Source organism: Mycobacterium uberis, from assembly GCF_003408705.1.
GTDB classification, from domain to species: domain Bacteria; phylum Actinomycetota; class Actinomycetes; order Mycobacteriales; family Mycobacteriaceae; genus Mycobacterium; species Mycobacterium uberis.
Map to the genome: position 1 here is coordinate 1 of NZ_QAYL01000029.1, position 22089 is coordinate 22089.

General features: G+C 56.2%; 10 protein-coding genes and 4 pseudogenes. 5 read left to right on the forward strand and 9 right to left on the reverse strand.

Annotated elements, in window-relative coordinates; genetic code table 11:
- Together MUBE_RS13590 and MUBE_RS13595 are read right to left on the reverse strand one after the other, a co-directional pair.
- A partial coding sequence (locus MUBE_RS13590; RefSeq protein WP_133297127.1) for a PPE family protein occupies positions 1-1373 on the reverse strand: 1373 nt, incomplete at its 3' end.
- 54 nt (positions 1374-1427) lie between these two features.
- The gene (locus tag MUBE_RS13595) at positions 1428-1730 is read right to left on the reverse strand and encodes a PE family protein (protein WP_116540936.1); all 303 of its coding nucleotides are present in this window, start codon (positions 1728-1730) and stop codon (positions 1428-1430) included.
- A gap of 553 nt (positions 1731-2283) precedes the next feature.
- Between MUBE_RS13595 and MUBE_RS13600 the strand changes: the two genes are divergently transcribed.
- Positions 2284-3549, forward strand: a complete 1266-nt coding sequence (locus MUBE_RS13600; protein WP_116540937.1) for an Rv1453 family transcriptional regulator — start codon at positions 2284-2286, stop codon at positions 3547-3549.
- A 142-nt stretch (positions 3550-3691) separates the two neighbouring features.
- Here MUBE_RS13600 and MUBE_RS13605 read toward each other — a convergent pair whose 3' ends face one another.
- From MUBE_RS13605 to MUBE_RS13630, 5 genes and pseudogenes are all read right to left on the reverse strand, one after another.
- Entirely contained in the window at positions 3692-3829 is a 138-nt protein-coding gene (locus MUBE_RS13605) for a PPE domain-containing protein (RefSeq protein ID WP_243633080.1), read from the reverse strand.
- Between the two features lie 1064 nt (positions 3830-4893).
- On the reverse strand, positions 4894-6324 hold the full coding sequence (locus tag MUBE_RS13615; RefSeq protein WP_116540940.1) for an acyl-CoA synthetase: 1431 nt from the start codon (positions 6322-6324) through the stop codon (positions 4894-4896).
- Positions 6325-6369: 45 nt separating this feature from the next.
- Positions 6370-7130 (reverse strand): annotated as a pseudogene (locus MUBE_RS18615) (alpha/beta fold hydrolase).
- A gap of 949 nt (positions 7131-8079) precedes the next feature.
- Positions 8080-8793, reverse strand: a pseudogene (locus MUBE_RS20600) (hypothetical protein); the annotation flags it as partial.
- Positions 8793-10291: pseudogene (locus tag MUBE_RS13630) on the reverse strand (aldehyde dehydrogenase family protein). The pseudogenes MUBE_RS13630 and MUBE_RS20600, both read right to left, overlap by 1 nt.
- A gap of 114 nt (positions 10292-10405) precedes the next feature.
- Here MUBE_RS13630 and MUBE_RS13635 point away from each other — a divergent pair.
- The 4 genes and pseudogenes from MUBE_RS13635 (at position 10406) to MUBE_RS13650 (ending at position 15970) form a co-directional block, all read left to right on the forward strand.
- Positions 10406-12064: pseudogene (locus MUBE_RS13635) on the forward strand (helix-turn-helix domain-containing protein).
- Between the two features lie 195 nt (positions 12065-12259).
- Positions 12260-13999, forward strand: coding sequence for a fatty-acid--AMP ligase FAAL21/FadD21 (fadD21, locus tag MUBE_RS13640; protein ID WP_116540941.1), 1740 nt, complete (start codon positions 12260-12262; stop codon positions 13997-13999).
- A gap of 32 nt (positions 14000-14031) precedes the next feature.
- A complete protein-coding gene (locus MUBE_RS13645) occupies positions 14032-14724 on the forward strand; it encodes a GAP family protein (RefSeq protein ID WP_116540942.1) in 693 nt (230 codons plus the stop codon).
- Between the two features lie 160 nt (positions 14725-14884).
- Positions 14885-15970, forward strand: coding sequence for a PE-PPE domain-containing protein (locus MUBE_RS13650; RefSeq protein ID WP_116540943.1), 1086 nt, complete (start codon positions 14885-14887; stop codon positions 15968-15970).
- A gap of 1579 nt (positions 15971-17549) precedes the next feature.
- Here MUBE_RS13650 and MUBE_RS13660 read toward each other — a convergent pair.
- Both MUBE_RS13660 and MUBE_RS13665 read right to left on the reverse strand, forming a co-directional pair.
- The gene (locus MUBE_RS13660; RefSeq protein WP_279386743.1) at positions 17550-20582 is read right to left on the reverse strand and encodes an MMPL/RND family transporter; all 3033 of its coding nucleotides are present in this window, start codon (positions 20580-20582) and stop codon (positions 17550-17552) included.
- Between the two features lie 63 nt (positions 20583-20645).
- On the reverse strand, positions 20646-22061 hold the full coding sequence (locus MUBE_RS13665) for a condensation domain-containing protein (RefSeq protein WP_116540945.1): 1416 nt from the start codon (positions 22059-22061) through the stop codon (positions 20646-20648).
- Positions 22062-22089: the final 28 nt, after the last annotated feature.

Below are 22089 nucleotides of genomic sequence, written 5' to 3' on the forward strand. Positions count from 1 at the left end.
CCCGCCAGGTTGCGTGGCATCGTAAACGGACGCGGTGGCAGACGCAGCGCACTGCTGACGCCAACACCGCCCCCGCCAGATGCCATGTTCCCCACCGGCATCCCCCCCATAAGCGGCACTGGCCCCCCTTCTACCGCAGTAGCCACCCTGCTAGCAAGCGGCAATGCACGCATCGCCGGCGTGACTGCCTGGTTGGCCACGGCCCATGTTTCCGGCACCCGCAACGAGCCGACTGACATAGCCCGGCCCAAATTGGCAGTTATCTGACCACCCAAGCCCGAGCCCAGCACACCCCGGCCCACTGACCCTATAGCATTCTCGATCGCCTGCCCACCTTGGGCCAACGCTTCTACAGCATTAGCCGCCGTTGTAGGCACAACGCTCTTCATCATCGAACCCATGCCACTGACCATCGACAGACCTGCGTTGGCCATCCCTACCTTGTTGTTGACCATCGAGACGATGTTGCTCATAGGATCCAAATGCTTTGCAGCACCTCCCCACAACGAATTCGCCACAGTGGACGAGGGATCAAAAACAGCCTTTGGGGTGACAACTCTGGGCCCCAATTGTGCCATCCCCACATTGGGAGGACCGGCCACCCCTCTATTGAACACGAGTTCGCCCACCTCCTCCAAACCCTCCCGGATCAGAGTCTCCTGGGCCAGACCTTCCTCCAAACCCTCCCGGATCAGAGTCTCCTGGGCCAGACCTTCCTCCAAACCCTCCCGGATCAGAGTCTCCTGGACCAGACCTTCCTCCAAACCCTCCCGGATCAGAGTCTCCTGGACCAGACCCTCCTCCAAACCCTCCCGGATCAGAGTCTCCTGGACCAGACCCTCCTCGCTGACCATCTCTGGTGCTGCCTCAAACGGTAGCGTCTTCCCGATCACATCGAGCACTTGAGATTGATAGGCAGTCATCGCCATCGCGTTTTGGGTCCACATCAGCTCGTAGTCGGCTTCCTGATCCGCGATCATGCTGGAGAATTGCCCAAACCAGTTGAGTGCCTTCAGCATTGCGGTCTGCATGCGGTTCACGAGCACCACCGTCGGTGGCACCGTCCCCGATCTAGCCGTGTCGTAGGCGCTCGCCACTGCCGTGAGCTGCCCCGCGGTCTCATCAGCACCTGCGGCGGTCAGACTCAGCCACCCTACATACGGCAAAACCCGCTCTGTCAATGCCTCCGACGACTCACCCCTAAACGACAACAGCAACGTCTCAAGCACTGACTGCAACCCCCGCGCCGCCGCACTCAGCTCCTTGGCAAGACCTGTCCATGCCGCGGCGGCGGCCACTATCGGGCCGGAGCCAACGCCGAGATACATCCGGGTGGAGTTGGTCTCAGGCGGCAACGCTGCAAAATCAAACATCTCGTTGCTCCCTTATTACTGACTGGTAACCACTCGTGCAGCTAGCGACGTCTGTTAGTTAAACATTTCCCCATTAGAGAACTCGACGTTCTCATAACGTTCCCCGGCTTCCGCCAGGGTCTCAACCAATCTCTGGTAAATGGCCGTGCCTCGAGTGGCATGCGCCTGATATTGCTGCCCATGGGCATTGAAGAACTGGGCCAGCAGTGCGGACACGTCATCGGCGGCCGGGGGAGGAATCAGGGTGGTCACCGAGGCCGCCGCGACATTGCTTGCCACTGTGCTGGAACCAAGCACCTGTAGCTGGCTAGCTGCCAGCTGTATCGCCTGTGGCTCTACATCCAAGAAAAAAGACATGCGGTTCCTCCTCAAAACTTAAGGGATCAAAGCTACTGCATGGAGTAAAGATCAAGCGATCTAAGTCACCTGCGCTCTCCCTATCGACTGCTTGGCGGTGCGAACTGCGCTAATGATTACCTTTCGGCAATGTTCACGACAGGTTAAATAGGTTAAATCCACAGGTTAAATAGGTTAAATCCACCCGAACTAAAGGAAATCTGGAGCGGAAAGTAGCACCTACCGACCCAGTCAATGGTCAAATCTTCCCAATTTTGCCTACCCGAAGGTGCAAAATGCACACTATGCCTGCAATCAGCCGGGATCAAACTCCGCCGACAGAACCCAGGTGAACTATCCGTCTAGCCGTTGTGCACCCAGGGGTTGTTGAGCTCATCTCGACGCGTTCTGGTGCTCCGGACCACGTGCTCCTGCTATCCATCATCGACACCGCTGATGACAAGGGATTTACGCTGGCGACAACGGTTACGCCGCAATGGCCCAAAAGTGGAATGTTCCCTACTTAGCTCGACCTGAGATGTCAATCTGCACATATCGGCCCTACAGTGTGCCCATGGCCAGGCAACATCCGTCGCCACAAGTGCGTAAACTGATCCGTGAAGGCGCACGGATCGCACTCAACCCCAGCCAAGAGTGGATCGATCAACTCGACCATGCTACCGTGACAGCCAATCCTGCCATCGCCAATGACCCGGTCTTGGCCAAGGTCGTTCGACGCGCCAGCCGCGCCCATTTGGTGCACTGGGCTACCGCCAATTTGCGTGATCCTGGCGCCCCGGTGCCAGCCAATGTCGGACCTGAGCCACTGACCATGGCGCGGGACCTGGTACGACGTGGGCGTGACGTACTTGCGCTCGACATTTATCGAGTCGGGGAATACATGGCCTGGCGACGGTGGATAGATATCGCGTTCAAGCTCACCTCCGACCCTCAAGAACTACGCGAAATGCTCGACGTGTCCGCACAATCGATCAATGAGTACGTAGCAGCCACGCTGGAGGCTATCGCCGCGCAAATACAACTGGAGCACGATGAACTGACCCGCAGCACCCATGCCGAACGACTGGAAGTTGTCGATCTTATTCTCGAAGGTGCACCGGTTACGCAGGAGAGCGCCGAAGCGCGCTTGAGCTATCGTCTCGGCCCAACACATACCGCCGCCGTGATCTGGAGCGATGACCTTGATGGCGACCATGGCTACCTCGATCAGGCCGCTAAAGCGTTCAGTCACGTCGTCGGGTCAGCGCAGCAGCTGATCGTGGTAGCAAGTGCTGCCGCCCGCTGGGTGTGGTTGGCCGACGCAGTCGCCTTGGATGTCTCCGAAGTGCAGAAGAGGCTGCTCAGCCTGCCTAAGGCGCGTGTCGCCATCGGTACCAGCGCAACTGGCATCGAAGGCTTTAGACGCAGCCATCTGGAAGCCCTCACCACACAACGCACCTTGACCCGGCTGAAGTTGCACCAGCAGGTCGCGTTCTTTACTGATGTGCAATTGGTTTCGTTGATCACCCAAAACCCAGCTGCTGCAAAAGAATTCATCACCAACACGCTCGGAGATTTCGAGTCAGCCAGTCCGGCGCTGCAACAGACGTTACTGACATTCATCAATGAACAGTGCAACGCGTCCCGTGCTGCGAAACGTCTGTTTACCCACCGCAACACCTTGCTGCGTAGAATTGAGTCCGCTGAAAAACTCCTACCGCGGCCTCTTGATCACGCCAGTGTCCATATTGCCGTCGCTCTTGAAGCTCTACAGTGGCGCGGCGGCCAAACCACCACATCCGATCCCCATGCCGGTCGCAACGGTGGTGTGTCGGCATGAAACCTTGGCAGGGTTTATATTCCTCAGGTTACAGCTACAAAATTCATACATGCGCACTCGCCTTATTGGTGAGCAGCGATGCCTCCACAAAGCTGGCGCACCAGCGACATTGCAGCTGTCGCTTCTTCTGCATACTCAGACATCACTCGAGGTTCCGCTGCCGGTGCTCCTCATACTCGTCCTCCTCGGCTGTAATTGCCGCAAGGTTTTGTCCCAGCATGTTGGTCGCTATCAGCTCCCACAGCTCAGAGCGGTTCTTGGCAATCGGATCCGGACTCACAATCTTGAGCTACGTAGCATTGCAAGCCATCGCAATACAGCGTAGCGCCTCGACGTTCACGTCGACATACATCTATGATGTCACGCAACCAAAAGCAGATAACGGTCAAGCGCTTCGGTTATCTCTGTTGCCGCCGGCCTCCTCCATACCAGCGACCCGGCCACCACATAAATTTTCCCCAGTATACTGATACAGTATACATGATATCTTGCGCCATGTCGCGAAGCCGGCCAACAGGTAAGCAGGACGCAGACCACCAAGCGGGTTGGTGGCGTTAGCATCCGACGACTGCGACGCACAATGTGCCGTTTCCAAGGCGCCTCAACGCTCCAGATTCAAGCAGCCTCGGTGTTTCCTTCGACTGGTAACAATCGCTCTTCGTGTCGACGCTGCTATGCTGGCATCACCTTCAGCGAAATAAGTGGAAAGCGTTGGCGTTGGTGACCTCGATAGTCAAATACTTATTCGCGGCGTTCGACATGCGATCGACACACTAGCCAAGAACCGCCTCGGTCCACGTACTGATTTGGCGATAATCCTCCATATCCTCACTACAGCATACACGGCAGCCATAGCAACATAGACACCCAAACACTATAGTAACCGCAACCGCCAACTTCGCAGGAACTACGATCCCAGAAGACATGCCAACTCCAATCCTTTGCAAGGAATCCCAAGCCAATGATTCGGTGGCGGTTGTCAAACACCACCACCGAAACTTCCTGCACCACCAGCGTTGGTGACATAAAGTGAGTGGTCAATGATTGCTGCAATGTAACGGGTGCAATAGGCTGATGTACTAAGTGAATTTATCTGAAAATGTTGGCTTGCAAGTGTAGTACACAGCTCCCTTTCATCTTCATCGCACAACAGCAACTCGAGCACAATAAATTCGATTCTCGAAGGCGTAGATCACACCAGCAGATCACATTCTTCGCCAATATCCCACCGGACTCACTAATCACTTAAATCCCATCAACAACAGAATTTATCATCAACACCCGACTTCCGTACGAGTGGTAACGATGGCGTGCCAACATAACCACTTCTCGCCGTAACGACACTTAGCCCTCTACGAGCAACTGCTTCTTGAGGACCTTGCCAATCGCGTTGCGCGGCAGCGCATCTACGATGCGTACCTCACGCGGCCGCTTATGTACCGAAAGCTGTTGAGCAACATAGTTAATAAGCTCATCAGCGCACAGTTCTGGCGAACATACGACAAATGCAACGACCCGTTGACCCAGGTCTTCATCCGGTAGCCCGACGACTGCCGCCTCTTGCACGTCCGGATGACCGAGCAGCGCCGTCTCGATTTCTCCTGCGCCGATCCGATATCCGCCCGATTTGATGAGGTCGACCGACTCGCGGCCCACGATGCGATGCATACCGTCACTGTCCACGACCGCAACGTCACCTGTGCGGTACCAGCCGTCGTAGTCAAACGCCTCAGCCGTAGCTTGCGGTAGATTCAGGTAGCCGTCGAACATCGTCTGACTACGAACCTGAAGCCTCCCAAAAGTTTCCCCGTCATAGGGCACCGGACCGCCGTCCTCATCAACCAGTCTGGTCTGCACGCCTGCTAGGGGCAAGCCCACCCAACCCGCACGGCGCTCACCGTCCGCCAGCGTCGATAGAGTGATCAGTGATTCCGTGCTGCCATACCGTTCGATGGGCCGGTGACCAGTGAGGTGCGCCAGCCGATCAAACACAGGAACCGGCAATGCGGCACTCCCAGACACCAGCAACCGTGCAGGCTTTAACGCCTGGGCAACGGCCTCGTCTGCCACCAGTCGTGACCATACCGTGGGGACCCCAAAAAACAGCGATCCCCCGGCTTCAAAACAGGCCTGAGCATAACCGGTTGGGGTGGGTTTTCCGGTGTGCACGAAGCGATTTCCAATCCGAAGCGATCCAAGCAAACCCAATACCAGTCCGTGCACGTGAAACAACGGCAATCCATGCACCAGAACGTCATCTGACGTCCACTGCCAAGCCTGAGCCAGCATATCCACATCAGCGGCAATCGCTCGCCGGCTCAGCGATACCCCCTTAGGCAGCCCAGTAGTGCCCGAGGTATAGATCACCATCGCGGTAGCATCGGGTGACGGCTCAGGATAGTAATGCCAGGACCGGGCATGCAGTCGGACCGGAATGTGCGGCAGCCCTTCCGACTCCGATTCTTCGCTAGGTGCTAGGCCCAGCCAGGCCTGCGCTCCAGAGTCAGTGAGCATATGTCGACGTTCGGCCACACCGATATCTGCGGGCACCGGGACCACCGGCACACCGGCGATCAAGCAACCGGTGATCGCTAGCACTGTCGACGCCGTCGGTGTGGCCAGCACCGCGACCAAGCGTGCGCCTCCGATGCGCTCAACCACCGACGTTGCGGCACCGACCAAGTCGCTGCGGCTCAATACGACGCCGCCAATACTTACCGCGTCAGCGATGTCCGTGGCGGTAAGGACGGACGGATTCAGTGAAGCCAACAACACATCAACAGGTTACCCGGGATGGTGCAAGCTCGGTACGAGACCAAGTCACGCCCGCTCGCCGCGGTCCCAGATCTCCATCAAGGTGAACAGGACCTCCTCACCGCAACCAAGCCCAGCAAGATGACTTTCGACCGGCAAGTAAAACAGCTTGGCATCAGGCCGCCAGGAAACGACGTGCTCCCCATGGGAAAACGGAATGAGATGGTGGTGGTCGTCGTGCCACGACTTTCACCTCATCTAGCCTTGAAGCCACAGTGGTAAGCGAACGCGATGACGTGAGCTAATGGCGCAGCCAGTTGCTTGTGACTACTAGCCAGCAAACCATCGAGAAATAGCGCCTTGCACTCAAGAACGAGCCAGCAGATGCCGGCTTGTTTGCAGCAAAGACAGACAATACACCACTAACGTGGATCGAGCCACAGGCCGAGCCGCCCGAACCAGCAAACTCTCATATACCCCGCAGCAGGCCGCCTACCATTTTCAGCCGCGGCGCGACCAACAAACCGAGAGCCATCGCACCGACGCTGATCGCATCTGGGTCGGTTGTGGCCGAACATAGCTATCGCAGGGTATTGATGCGGTGTCGACGCACCAATCCCAGGCCGGTCAACGCCGACCAGATGAATATTGTGATGTTCCGCGTCAACTCGCTCCTTGGTCGGAGTCTGCCGGCAAGCAACCAGAGTTCCATACAGCCAGAAGACCGCGCACCTCTACGGAGCACCGAACTCGGCGAAGTCCATTTGAAGGTTGTTGCCGGCGACGATGTTTCCATCAAGTTTGGGGCAGACTATAGCGCGGACCATGCCGAGCGCTTTACATGTGACAAGCTGCCACAAAAGTCGCTTCTATGCTGTATGGCACTGCACGGCCCGTGCGGCACGCCACGCAAACTCACCGATGACCAGTTCATGACGTACGATCGTTGCGCGAACCCCAGTATTGACGCGGCGGTGCGGTGTTCACTTCTCGACCAAAACCTACAGCTGCCTCAGCCACATCGATAGCGGCCAGTGGCATTCAGCGTCTTGGAGCTCTATGTTATGCATTTGTTGTATATGTTGGCCTGCACTCGCAGCGGGCCGTTACGTTCCAGAATCCGGGCAGAATTTCTGTCCAGTTCATGATCTAGAAATTGGCGGATCCTGGTAGTGATTTTGGTATGCAATTACGTTTGATCGACGATGTTGTGTGCAGTGTGCACTATTGCAGGTTTTCGGTTGTGGCGGCTTGAGGACTGTACTCTGTCGCGGACGTTACGTAGTAGTGATTATTTGCGGAAGTTCAACACCGGCAACGTTGTTGGCGCATACCGCGCAAATACCAAATCTCCTGCAAAACAGAACAATACACTAAACAATATGAGGGTAAAAGATGATGTTGGACTTTGGTGTGTTACCACCTGAGGTTCACTCCCCGAATGTATGCTGATTTTAGTTCTGATCCAATGTTGCTTGCTGCTGCGTAGTGGAACGGATTAGCAATTGAGCTGTTTTCGGTGGTGCAGTCGATTCAGTCCGTGGTGTGGGGATTGACGACGAGCTTGTTGGTGTGGTATCAACATTGATAGTGGGCATAACTAAACTAAACCGCGGCTCAGGCCAAGTGTACTGCTCAATATACCCATGTTCCCAACGCTATTTGGACCGCGCTTGCGTCTACTTAATTAACCCAGCTCAGGCGCTCCCCGTGATCGCACTGTGCCAAGACCCGTAGGAAAAATTCCTGACTGACTGGGCGATCAGCCAACCACTAAGTGAAATACCCGTACCATTGGGTGCCAAATGACACGTGCATGTGTACCAGGTTGCCGCAGGCTACCGCCCTTCGCTATTCACCACAGCGGATACCACATAGCATATGGAATCCGAAATACCTTTTCTACAGCATGATTTAGCGACCCATTCGAGATAGCATACCGAGAATCTATGGGGTCACGGGGTGATGGGAGGCTATCATCTAATAGCCTGATCCAGCCATCAGCACGCGAAGGCACTGCAGATAAGCATAGTCGAATTGGTGGTGTGATCTTCGACGTCCACCGTACACCAGACGCCAACTCATTCGGCCCGCTCGCAGATGGTACGACAGTTGTCCAAAGCGATCTTCTCGCCGTCGCGATCCAACACCTGCCCAAGCGCCGAAAACTACAGTGACACCCTAAGCAGTCATATGCCATCACGTACTACGCCGGACTAACTAATCAAACAGGCAAAGATACGATCTCAGGATATCGGCAGAATCGTTGGCGTTGATGACATTTTCGACCAGCTAATCGATGCCAACAAAAAGTCCCGGATCTCACATCACTGCAACTATTTTCAGAATGCCATCCAGTGTGTTGACAGAAACAAACCAGCACACCAACCTGCGGGTGAGCCGCGATCGTGCGACAGTGCGGCACGACCTGTCAGCCCGGCTAGTAGCGAGCATCCCCGGACGCACGGCGTGGGCGAATAGTCCGCCCATCAATACGATGCCATGTGCAGGCAGCTGCATTCGATGGCCACGACGAAAGTCGCTTTGACGGTGCGTGCCAACGTCCAGCGCAACAGATTCAGCGACCAGACACCCTTGTCGTTATAGTACCCGATCTCCGCGAACCCCCGCATGGCTGGCACCCCACCACCCTCGTCGGTTTGTCGTTGACGTAGAAGTTGCCCGCATCAAACCATAGTCAGTGCTGCACTGTCAGGACGGCCTGATGGTTGTCGCCAATGACCGCACCGGTCAGCACTTAGCACAACCCGGCGTCGATGATCCTCTCATACTGATCGTCGGAGTAGACATGCATCTAACAGTAGTGGGCCGAAGTACTCGATCACGAAGGACTCGTCGATTGTGTCGCCGGAAAATAGCACCATTTTAAGCACGAAATACACTACGCTATAATCATATTCACTATCCACCACGACGGTGATAGTAGCTACACTTTTCTCCCGTTCGATAGCAGTGACGTCCTTGGTAAACGCACCTCAGTCGATCAGCGCTCCGCCGTAGTTGGTCGGTGAGTCGGTGACATGACCGTAGCGCAGCTCGGCAATCGCACCCAAGAGTTTATCACCCATACGCTGCCACAACCAAGTGTCCGATGAACGCCCGTGACACCGCTGAGCACGTCTGGCCCTGTTAGTCGAATTCTCCGCGAATAAAAGTCGCACACAACACATTCTTGTGTTCCAAGGCATGGACAACCACGAAATCCTTCCCGTCGTTCTCACCAACCAACCGCAGATAGATATGGTAACTAACGATGTCGATGCCCACCTGCTGCCACAGCTTCTGGCAAGTGGCTGTTGATCCGGTGAACGTAGATGCCTGCTAGCAGCGGATCGGACAGCGCCACATCGGATACCACGAAGCCATCGCCGGCGGCCACACTTATCATCCCTTGCGAAAGTCAGACTGCATCAAGAGTTTACATAGTTATATGTTTACATAAGTTATATAGGCTGCCGAGGTCTGGGTTATCGACGACTTCCATATGACGGTGTTGCCTATCAACGCCGGCACTGTCCGCAGGTTACCGGCGATCGATTAAAATTTTAGCGGGTTGGTAGCGTAGGCCAAGCTATTCAGCGGACGGTAGTCGCCCCGGGCCCGTCCGCCTGTACCGTTAAATGGCTGCTGCTTGAAGCAGCTAATAGGCGAATGCCACATTGAACCGCCAGAAGTCGATTAGCCCGCAGGGCACGTCAATTTCTGCCTGGTAGAAGAACTTTAGAGTGGCCAAGCATCATAGCGGCAGCGATCTTTTCCCGTCACAACCCGACGAGTAAAGCTAGACGACGTCGATTGGTTCTCCGTCATCCATCTGATGCCTACCGGCGATGAAATGCGTGAACTCGATCGGATGATCAGCCAGCACTACTAGTTCGGTGCGCAACCGAGTGCGTTCCCAGGATTGCGACGCATAGTCATGAACCGGTTCGGTGACCGGTATCGGCACCTGGGTGATTGCAGCCATGCTATCGGAATCCTCGACGCAGCACTCCATCTAGTTAGCCGACCAGGCAAGATAAGATGGAAAATATAATAATAATATTAAACTATTAGGGTAATAAAATAAGGTAACTTGTGGGTGACCGGTGTTGGGCTGAGCAGATCGTTGCTTATGTTGGAGGCGATCATGGTTCAGCCTGATTGACACACCGCGGAGCCTAGATCTTCCGGTAAGGTCGACGTCGCTGATCGACTCCTAATGATAGGCACCTAGGGCTGGCTACAGCAGCAGGTGCGGCTGATGTGTTATTCCTTCTGGGCATCACTCCGCAGGAGCAAACCGAGGCATTGCGATGGCTCCGCCAGCAAGCATGACGGACGCCGGTGGCTATTTTTATGTAGAGAGCCGTCCAACGCCTTGGCGTCCACGGCGTTCTCGGCCGGATCAGAGGTGGTAACCGTAGGTCCGGCGGGAGCAACTCTACCAGCTGCTGAACCACGTCTTCGAATATCACAAGCCGTCTTGGGGAAACCGCGGTGATCCCACGGAAGACTAGGATACCGATCTATTCGGTTTGGCACAGTACCTGGCTGATCGTATCCACGGTATGGCCAACATCAAAGATGCCCAGTCGCATGTGCTTGCCTACCCGATCTCCAACGACGAAGCCTACGAGCTGTGACGTATGCTTAATACTTGTACTTGTTGGCCCGCCAAAGCACGGGGATTGGATCGGCCAATGAGGTATATTCAATACGCTCCGGACCGGCGGCAAAGTAACACGCGTTGACGAGCGCCCGGAGTCGGATCTGCATCCTCGGCTGACGAGCGGGATCCATCGAGCCCCGATCGCTCTACGGCGACCAACCGGTGTTTGCTGACGTGATCTGGGTGTAGCGAGACACAGCGCCGCTGGCCAACGACGCCGATAGAGATGCTGCGGGGTGCAGCGATGTTGGCATCCCGAATCATGTCACGGCTGGCGGCTACACCTTGAACATATTGCGCGGCAGGTGCAGCGATTGCCGGGTCTAAACGACGTGGAGGTTCCACCAACCAGTACCACGGCTGTCATCGCCTCCAAAATCGGCCTCACCGCGGAAGGGAACGCCGTGCTGATCGGCTTCGACGCAGACGCTAAGCATTCTGGGCGCCGCCATGCGCAACCGAACGACATCTTGACCTTTGAGTGCCGGCGCCTTTAGCTGTGGCACCTAAGTCACCTCTTAAGGATCGCGAATTCACATAACTACTACAAGACACTACGAGAGCACGCTAGGCTACCTCGTGAGTCCGCGGCGCGATCGGGGCGCTGCAGACCGAGCTGGGCGTGACCCTGCGAACAGCCATCGCAACGTCCTTTGCTGGTTTGGCCGGCCTAGCTGCGGCACGGGTCGAAACAGACTGCACGCTCGATAGCACTGAGTGCCAACCGATCTCGGTTGATCAAGTGATATCGGTGGCCGAAGCACAGATCACCATCTTGCTCGATGAAATCATTACCTTGGTTAGCGCCAACCAGAAGCGGATCGACCCGCGGATGCGCTACCTACGGACGCGGGATCCGATGCTGACCCAAACCCTGCGAGCATCCCTGGACAGCTTCAGTAACATCGCCGACGCCACGCAGCGGCTGCATGTACATCCCAACACTGTGCGCTACCGGGCCCGGCGGATTGAATAGCTACTGTCGACATCGCTCACTGCCCCTGATGATGCGACTGCTCTAATTAGTCGTTAGGACTGCTGGTGACTGAACGTTCCACTGAGCCTCGGCAACAACATCTGGGCACATGACAATCACCGACGAAAAGCGCGACTGCCCTGTAATTCTTTATAGCGCCCGACACCTAAAGTATACCGACCGAAGTCAGGCTAGACTACCGAACGACTTTGGTGAGTCGCAACTCCGTACACAGACCGTCTTCCCGTCTCATCCGCCTTACACCAGGCGTCCAGCCAACCCCGGCTGTAGACTGTAACCTAACGCCCATGCAAAATCCGTCTGTTCTCTCCCTCCTACGTGAACGTGCTGTTCTGCAACCCGACGATGTCGCGTTCAGCTTCACCGACTACGAGCAGGATTGGACGGGCGTACACGAAACGCTGACGTGGGCGGAACTGTATCAGCGAACCTTGAACGTTGCGCACGAGCTCAGAAGGCACGGCTCGATGGGAGACCGCGCCGTGATACTGGCTCCTCAGAGTCTAGGATACATCCTCGCGTTCCTGGGCGCGATGCAAGCCGGCTTTATCGCGGTTCCGCTGTCGGTACCGCAGGCTGGCTCCCATGACGAACGGGTGGGGGCTGTGCTTGCCGACACATCGCCCACGGTCATCCTGACGACATCTGCGGCTGCCGACACAATCACTGACTATGTTCATCACTCGACCACCGACGTCGTCCCAACGATCATCGAAGTCGATTCAGTGAATTTGGACGCTGAGAATCCCGCGAGTATTCGGCTAACCGATACACCGAGAACAGCGTACCTGCAGTATACTTCGGGTTCGACCCGCCTGCCAGCCGGAGTCATGATCACACACCGGAACCTGATGGTGAATTTCCAACAACTGATGGCTAACTACTTCGCACCTACCAACGGTGCGGCGCCACCCGACCTCACCATCGTGTCGTGGCTGCCGTTCTACCACGATATGGGCTTGGTTCTCGGCATCGTCGCACCCATCCTGGGTGGCTGGCGCGGCGAGCTCACCAGTCCGATCGCGTTTCTGCAGTATCCGGCCAGGTGGATCCAGGCGCTGGCCACCAGCAGCCACCCATTTTCGGGAGCACCAAACTTCGCTTTCGAATTGACTGCACGCCGGACATCAGACGCCGACATGATCGGCCTCGATCTCGGCGCCTGCCAAGGCATCCTCAGCGGCAGTGAACGAATCCACCCCGCCACGTTGAATCGGTTTGCCGACCGGTTTGCCCCGATCAATTTTCGCGACGACATGCTGTTGCCTTCCTACGGCCTAGCCGAAGGAACCGTCTACGCTGCCAGCCGCCCCAAAGGGGGATCGCCGGCAGTCGTTTATTTCGAATCCGAGAAACTGGCGGAAGGCACTGTGCAACGGTGCGACGCACGCATTGGCGCGCCGCTTCTGAGTTATGGCACACCGAAGTCGCCGATAGTGCGAATCGTGGATTCCGAGACGTGCATCGAGTGCCCGGCAGGAACGGTAGGCGAAATCTGGCTACATGGCGACAACGTCGCCGAAGGCTATTGGCACAAACCGGAGGAGACGCAGCATACCTTCGGCGGAAAGCTGACCAACCCTTCGCCGGACACACCCGAGGGACCATGGCTAAGAACCGGAGACCTCGGGTTCATCTCCGAGGATGAGCTGTTCATCGTAGGCCGTATGAAAGATCTGTTGATCGTTTATGGGCGCAACCACTATCCCGAGGACATCGAATCGACAGTCCAGGCGATCACCGGTGGTCGGGTAGCGGCGATATCCGTCCCGGTTGATGAGACTGAGAAATTGGTCACCATTATCGAAGTCAAAAAGCGCGGCGATTCCGATGCAGAGGCGATGCAGAAGCTCGCCGCCGTCAAGAATGACGTCACCGCGGCGATATCCAAGGCGCACGGTCTGAATGTCGCCGACCTCGTTCTGGTGCCACCGGGGTCGATTCCCACCACGACGAGCGGCAAGATCAGACGGACCGCCTGCGTCGAACAGTACCGGCGGAAACAGTTCTCCCGGTTGGACCGCTAAGCGTACCAGCGAGCTGATAACCGCGAGTTGTCATGTGGATAACCATCCTGGTGATGGCCGTCGCAGTGAACCTCGAACCTTTCCGGATCGGCATGACGGTACTGATGCTGAACAGACCCAGACCGACGCTACAACTGCTTGCATTTCTGGGCGGCGGATTCACGATGGGGATGACTGTGGGTTTAGTTGTGTTGTTCATCTTTCGCCGCAGACTCATGACCTCAATGCAATTCACATTGCCCAAGGTGCAAATTCTGATCGGTGTGTTGGCTCTGCTGGTCGCTGCCGTACTGGCTGTGCAGATCTGCGTCAGTCGCGAGCAGTCAACGGAACCTCCCGTCGACAATGCTTCCGACTCGCCAAAGCTGTCAAAGTTGGCGCCAAGACCACTAATCAGACTGTTAAAAGGGCATTCGTTATGGGTCGCGGGCGTGGCCGGCCTGGGGATCGCACTCCCGTCAGTGGACTATTTAGCCGTACTTACCGTCATTTTGACCTCCAGCACCGCAGCCACAACACAAGTCAGTGCGCTGCTGATGTTCAACGTCGTAGCCTTTGCACTGATCGAGATCCCGCTCGCCGCCTACTTGCTGGCACCCGACACAACGCAGGCGTGGATGGCGACGCTGAACAACTGGATCCAGTCACGTCACCGTCTCGAAGTTGCCACTTTGCTGGCCGGAGTCGGCTGCGTTTTGCTCGCTGTTGGCATGGCCGGGCTATAAGCGGGTGTCCCAACTTGCTGCGCGGCAATGGGCAGTCATGCGGTACCGTGAGTGCTGAAAACATCCTTGCATCACGGCTTGGTGCACACTGTGGCACGAAAATAACTGCCATAACGTAGATGCACAGATCCAGCGGGTTATTCGGAGAGAAGAAAACGAAATGAAACGACTACTAACCGCAGCTCTTGCCGCCTTGACCGTGGGTGCGGCCGGTGGTTTTGGACCCGCTGTCGCATCAGGGGAGGCTGGGACACCATGGGAACCATGGCTGCCACCCAGCCCGGTCCCGGTGCGTGAAGACTCGCCCGCCAAAGTCGTCTATACGCTGGGTGGCGCGAGACCTCCGGCCTTTGACTGGGGTTATTACACCATGCGGGCCGGCGAAGGTTTCTTTCCAGACGTCAAACGCAAGCTTATCGACTATCCTGCCGGAGCTATTTTTCGCTATGTGCCTACTTTTCTGGTGCCGGGGCCTCGAGATGAGGTTACTATCGGGGAGGCGATTACAGTAGCAGCCAAAAACCTGAACCAGGCCATTCACCAAGGAACCGAGCCAGGCGCCGTCGTCGGCTTGTCCCAGGGGAGCCTTGCACTCGACACCGAACAAGCGCGGCTTGCCACTGACCCAATGGCGCCACCGCCAGACCAGTTCACGTTCAACACCTTCGGCGATCCCTCGGGATACCAAGGATTTGGCAAAGGCGTGCTTGCCAGTATCTTCCAGCCCGGCGACTCTATCCCGCTGATCGACTACACGATGCCCCCGCGTGTGGACAGCCAGTATGACAGCAACCGAATTGTCGCCGCATACGATGGACTGTCCGACTTTCCTGACCGGGCTGACAACCTATTAGCTCAGTTGAATTGCCTTGCCGGGGCAGCTATCTCGCATACTCCATCCGCGTTCCTCAATCCTAGCGATGTGCCCCCACAGAATATCAAAACCACTATTAACTCGCGAGGCGCCAAGACGACGACGTATTTCATTCCTTTGAATCATCTTCCATTGACGTTGCCGCTGCGCTACCTTGGCTGGTCGGACGCTTTGGTGGATCAAATCGACGCGGTGCTACAACCGAAAATCGATGCCGCGTATGCGTACAACGACAATCCGTTCAACAAGCCGGTTTCTGTAGATCCAGTGAACGGTATGGACCCGATCACCAACGTCGACCCGGAGCTTCGCGACAACATCCTCGATGCCTTCGCCCAAGTTCGCTCGCTTCTCTCACCACCCCCGAGCTGACCTAACTTTTATCTGGCTTAGTGCGTGCACCAACATCGTCAAGCTGTTGGTTTAACGCGGTACCAGCTATTGCCCAGAGTGTAATAAGGACCAACGGTTCCTGTTTGCATTCAGCCACATTTTCGCCAGCACTTTGGACCCGGCGTCATCTGAAGGGGTGCACCACGACGGCGAGCTGATTAATCGCTTGGCGGTCTCAGACCAAAAAGTAGCATAACAAAATATAGTCAGAAAACAAATTCAGCAACAAATTTCCTATACCAACTGTACCACAATCATTTCCATATAACATTATGATATTACGAAGAATGTTGCTAAGTAGGAACTTTCAATGGGGTCTACGCGACAATTGGCGCTATCTGGCGACAGCGTGTACTACTAGAAGCCAGATTTACAGTTGTTTACGAGGATTTAGTCTTTAGATCTGTCGCATAACTGTCTCAGAGAAACCGTTGCACAGCACTAGTACGGTTATCCGACAGCTTAAATAATCGATAGATAATTTAATATGTGTAATTTCCATGGATTCGTTAATCGCCAGTGAAGTAAATATGGATGTCTTTTCTGATCCCAGCGACCGCGGTCTTGACAGCAGTGGCCGCGAACGTGCGAAAAATTTGTGACGAGGCGAAACACCATTCACGCTGAGGCAGCTCCAGCGATAAATGTCGTGGTAGCTCCTGGTCTGATCAGGACTTGCAAAGGCGGCAGCCGATCTAGTTCAGTAAGCGCGTCAATACTGGGATACCATCACTGAGACAGCGGTTGTCCTTGAGGAGTTTGCACTCACCTTGGACGCCGACACTACCAAGTGTGCGGCCGTCGAAGTCGACAACGGTCAAGATCTTGAGCCAAACGAGTCATAACGGTAGTTACGCGCCGGAAGAAACGAACAATAAGACGCCGGACCTCACAACACCAGAGACCATCACCAACGATACGCGCATAGGACCGAAGATTACCTCGGTAAAGCGCAACGCCAACGAGTGGGGGTCGTTGGTTGAGGGTCTCATGGCTTTCAGGTCGCCGTTCAACCAAATGCCCGTCTGTCTGACAGAAGAATTGTCGCGTCCCGTGGCTATATAGGTGATTAAGGTGACCGAGCCGTTCCTAAAGTAGCTAGACGTCCTCGGTAAGCTGCTCTTTGAGAACCAGAATCAGATTGAACGTATAATTAGAAGCTATTGGCATGCACGATGTACCTAATGAGTAATCTGTGCTAGCCGGAACCGGAGGGCGCAGCTACTCATAACCCACTCGGGATAAATAGACTTACGGGATCACGCTGTTTAACCAGCAATACGAACAGTTCTGGGCCAACAACAATCAGGTATGGAACAGGCATAGGACTAAGTTGTCGGATGTGTTGTCGAGGACGTCTCCGTGGCCGTCGCCGCCATCGATTGCCAACAACACCGGGTTAGCCCAGCCGGTTTACACAGACACGCCGGCCTCTGATTCGTCAGGATTGTAAAGTTGTTGATCTAGCCGGCCAGTCCCGCTTGGTTCCTATTTACGTAGCCCTGGGACAATGCTGGCCGCCCAGAGTCCCGAGGAAAAGAAATTAGGGCAATCGAATTCAGCTTCGGCTTTCCGGTGATGCGTCAGTCACGGCGTCGAACACGGTCTTCTTCTTTATCGAGTCATTCTCGGCTGCACGTCGTTGCCACGGCCGCGCTGGCCACCAACTCGCCCGTCCCAACAAAGCAGCTACCGCGGGCACGGTAATAGTGCGGACAATGAAAGTATCAAGCAAGATTCCGGATCCGAGTATGAAGCCGGCCTGCACGACAGTTCCGATGCTGGCTAGCAGCAAGCCAAACATCGATACAGCAAAGATGAGACCCGCTGCGGTGATGACTCCACCGGTGGAACGGACAGTGCGAATGACGCTGGCACGCACGCCGTGTGACAACTCGTCACGCAGCCGCGATGCGAGCAACATGTTGTAGTCTGCACCTACGGCGACTAGCACCACGAACGTCAATCCCATCACGCTCCAATGCAATTGCTGCCGCAATAGCACCTGGAACACCAAGACACCGAATCCGAGCGCCGACAAATATGATATAACCACCGACCCAACGAGGTACAGCGGCGCGATTATCGATCGCAACAGTGCCATGAGGATCAAAAGCACGACAATGATCGTGATAGTAACGATAAGCCGCAGATCTCGGTCGTAGTAGTCGCGGGTGTCTCGAAGCGTCACGGTATAGCCGGAGAGGTAAATCGACGCGTCCGACAGCGTGGTGTTTGGCTGGGCACCCTTGGCGACGTTAAGGATCGTGTTGACTTGCTCCATAGCCGCGGTGCTGAACGGATTAAGGTCAGTTTGAATGAAGTACCGCACCGAATGGCCGTCTGGCGATATGAATGTCTGGGCGAGTTTCTTGAAATCTTCCGTATTGAGCAATTGTGGCGGCATACTGAATCCGGCCATGGACGGCTGTGACGCATCTTGGCCCATCTCCGTCAGGAAGGCCGACGCCCAGGCAAGACTGGTGCCCATCGTCTTGGTTTCGTCGACGAGCTCCGCCACACCGTCGGCGATCTGACGGCTGGCACTCGCGAGATCGTGGGCGCCGTTTTGCAAGCCGATCATCTTCGAGCGCATAGCGCTCGGATTATCCAACCCCAAGGAACGCAACGAAGTATTAACGGCGGCGAGTGTTCTCCCCAGATCGCTGACCGTGGCGCTCACGGTCTGCGCGGACTGCGTAGACCCCAACTGCTTCCATAGATTGGCGATATTGTCCAGAGTTCCGTCTTCGGACGCGGTGAGCAGCTTGTGGAACTGGGCGCGGGCATCGGCGCAGATGGGATTAGTATCGCAAAGCATGCTGGCGTCCAAGGCGATGACCACGGCGCCAACCCAGTCGATGTTGTTCATCGTGGTTGAGAAGTTGATCCCCAGTGTGTTGCCGAGAGCCCGCATGCTCGAGACAAGCTTGCCGGCGGTATCGATTTCGCCCAACGCCTTGCCGCCACCAAACATCTTCTGCACGGACACCAAACTGTCGAGCAACCCATTGATACTTGCGACGGCCTGGCCAACCTGGGTGCGGACGTCGCTGAGCTTGTCTGCCAACAAACCAGCACCCGAAGCCAATCGGTTCAAGTCACCAGTGCTTTCACTGATCATGTGGGACGCACTGCCTAGTTGTTTGCCGACCATGCCCGCCTGATACGCCGCGCTGGTCTCTTCGAGCGGCTTTCCGGTGGGCCGGGTAACTCCGCGGACCAGGGCAATACCCGGAATCTGACTCACCCGCTGCGCCAACTCAGCCATGTCGGCAAGTACACGAGGCGTACGCAGGTCATGCGGCGATTGGATCAGGAGGTACTCCGGAATCGTCTGGTTGACCGGGAAGTGGCGTTCCAGGGCAGCGTACCCGACAGAGCTCTGGTCCGAAGCCGGCAACTGCTTACGCTCGTCGTAGTTAAAGCGAACGAGGCTGGCGCACAGAGCCAACGCAATCAGAATGACCATGCTCGCACTTAAATAGGCCACCGGGCAGCGCACTATTCGCACCCCTGCTCGCCGCCAGAATGCGTTGGTATGGTCATGTCGAGGTGCAACCCAGCCACGCGGCCCGACAAGCACCAGGATGGCCGGCATTAGAGTCACCGCAGCCAGAAAAGCTACCGCAATCCCGATCGCTAGTGCCAAGCCAACCGTGGAAAACACTCCGATTTTGGTAAAGCCCATCCCGAGGAAAGTGATGCCTACTGTCGCCGCCGACGCGGCTATCACCTTGCCGAGGGAAGTCAGTGCTTGTCGCACGGCGCGACTCGCATCCTGCGTCGAGCCAGAACCTATCCGGACATAGTCGTGATAACGGCTGATGAGGAACACTGCGTAATCGGTTCCCACACCGGCGATCATGGCACTGAGTAACACGATCATCTGGTTGGAAACAGCCAAACCAGTCAGCACTGAGACGCCGGACACCACGGCCTGCGCAGTCATCAACGATGCGCTGATGGTGATCAGCGGCAACAGCATGATGATCGGGTTACGATAGATGACGATCAGGATGATCAGCAACAAGACAGCGATCGCCAACTCAATCGACGTGCGATCCCGCGCTCCGGCGTCGGTCAAGTCGGCGACTGTGGACGCCGGTCCGGTCAAATTAGTCTTGAGAGATGATCCGGCAACAGTATGCTGTACAATGTCCGCGACGTCGGTGTAGGCATGGTAAGACGCGGGCGTGCCGAGCTCCCCGGCGAGGCCGATCGGCAGGATCCACGCCTTGCCGTCCTTGCTGGCCAGCAACTCATGTAACGGCGGCGTACTGAGAAAGTCCTGCAACATGACAACGTCTTTGGTGTCATGACGAAGCCGGTCCACCAGCGTGCGGTACACGGTTTCGTCAGCTGGTCCCAACCCCTTGTCGTCGGTCAGCAACACTATCAATACGTTTTCCGAACCGGCCTCGTGGAATGCCTGGGAGATCTTTTTGGCTGCGACGCTCGACGGCGCGTCAGGAGGCAAGATCGCGATGGGACGACGATGAGTCATCTCCGTCAACGATGGCACCGTCAGCGGGAGCACCAACGCAAGTAAAGCCCAGCAGCCGATCACAACCCACGGCCACCGTGCCACGATGTCACCTAACCGACCAAAGATGAGTTCACCACCAATAGCGCCGGCCCGGTGCGACGGGGATCATGCGACATTGCGCCAGTGCCCACTTTCGGCGACGCGCCCGAACACAGACTTCAACGTTGCCAGATAGCGGGCGACCGATTCCTGAGCCTCCGGATTATCCGGGAACATCACCGCCACCGCAGTCTCCTGCTCAACCCGGATCACGTAGATCGACACCTGGTACGAGTAACGACCATCGCTGTAGACACCGATATTGAGGCCGTCCAATCTCGCGGTGAGCAATGCCGAAAGCGGCGCGGTGCCCGCGTCAAGGAAGTTGATCACAGGGAAATTCGGCCGCGGCTTGTGCACCGTCGGCGCCAACTCCACCACCCGGTCGTAGGGGACTTCGGCTAAGTGCACGTCGGTGTCGAAGGAACTTTGTGCAGCGCGCGCGGCATCGCCGAACGATGAGCCAGCGATAGGGACCGTGATCGGAACCAAGCCAGTGAACCAACCTTGAGTCAACATATCAGTCGGAGTACGACGGGTGTCGCGCGGTGTAAGCCCGTAATAGGTATCAGCACCGGTCAATTCGTACTCGGCCAGGCCGCAGCAAGCCAACACACCACCAACAAAACGAGCGCCGGCGGTTGTACATACCGCTTCGAATCGATCCGTCTGCTGCTCATCAAGCATGGTCACGGTGACGATATCGGCCTGAGTAGGCTGCAACGGATCACCGAGTGGCAGTGGGAAATTGGGAAAACTGCCGTCATTAGGTTCAGCGAACTGGGTCCACGAACGAATCTGTGGAGACTCCGCAGTGAGCATGGAGGTGAATCGGTGCTGGCGACTGCAGAAGTCGTCATAGCTACCTGCCTCCGGCAGTTCGAGGGGGCCAGCACCACTGACGAGTGCGCTGTACATCATGTGAAATTCCATGAGCGTCACGCCAACGATCATCGCGTCCACATGGACATGGTCGATGCTGGCATACAGCGTGAAGTGCTCCTCGGCTTGGATCACCCCGAACTGGAAGCAGCCCCACTTAAGCGGGTCCGGTGTGCTCACCGCAAGTTCATGTATTTGAGCCAACGACAGCTCGCCGTGTTCGACGGGAACAAATTCGATGTCTGCGGGGTCGGATAACGTGTGCCGGATGATTTCGCCGTCGTCGGTGTACTCAAACCAGCTACGGTATGTGTCATGACGGCGAAGGTGCGCGTTGACGATGTAATTGACCGCACGGATATCACATTGGCCAGGCTGATCGCAGCTGATAATCATCAGCCGTGAATAGTCGAGCCCCTTCGCTTTCTGCTCAACATAACCACGGATGTGCTGAGCCTGCATGTAGGCAACCGGTACCGAGCTGACCGGCGCCTGCGACACCTTCTCACATGTGGCAGATGTTGGTTGCCACGAGATAGTCTTACCCGCTCGGGGTGCCCAATCCAGCAGTGTTCCTAATGTCAACGGCCCGACCCGCAACGTTTTCTCCTCGACTCAAACTCCCCCG

Coding starts and splice junctions, on each gene's coding strand:
- fadD21 (WP_116540941.1), top strand. CDS start 12,260: ATGCAAAATCCGTCTGTTCTCTCCCTCCTACGTGAACGTGCTGTTCTG.
- MUBE_RS13645 (WP_116540942.1), top strand. CDS start 14,032: ATGTGGATAACCATCCTGGTGATGGCCGTCGCAGTGAACCTCGAACCT.
- MUBE_RS13650 (WP_116540943.1), top strand. CDS start 14,885: ATGAAACGACTACTAACCGCAGCTCTTGCCGCCTTGACCGTGGGTGCG.
- MUBE_RS13595 (WP_116540936.1), bottom strand. CDS start 1,730: ATGTCTTTTTTCTTGGATGTAGAGCCACAGGCGATACAGCTGGCAGCT.
- MUBE_RS13600 (WP_116540937.1), top strand. CDS start 2,284: ATGGCCAGGCAACATCCGTCGCCACAAGTGCGTAAACTGATCCGTGAA.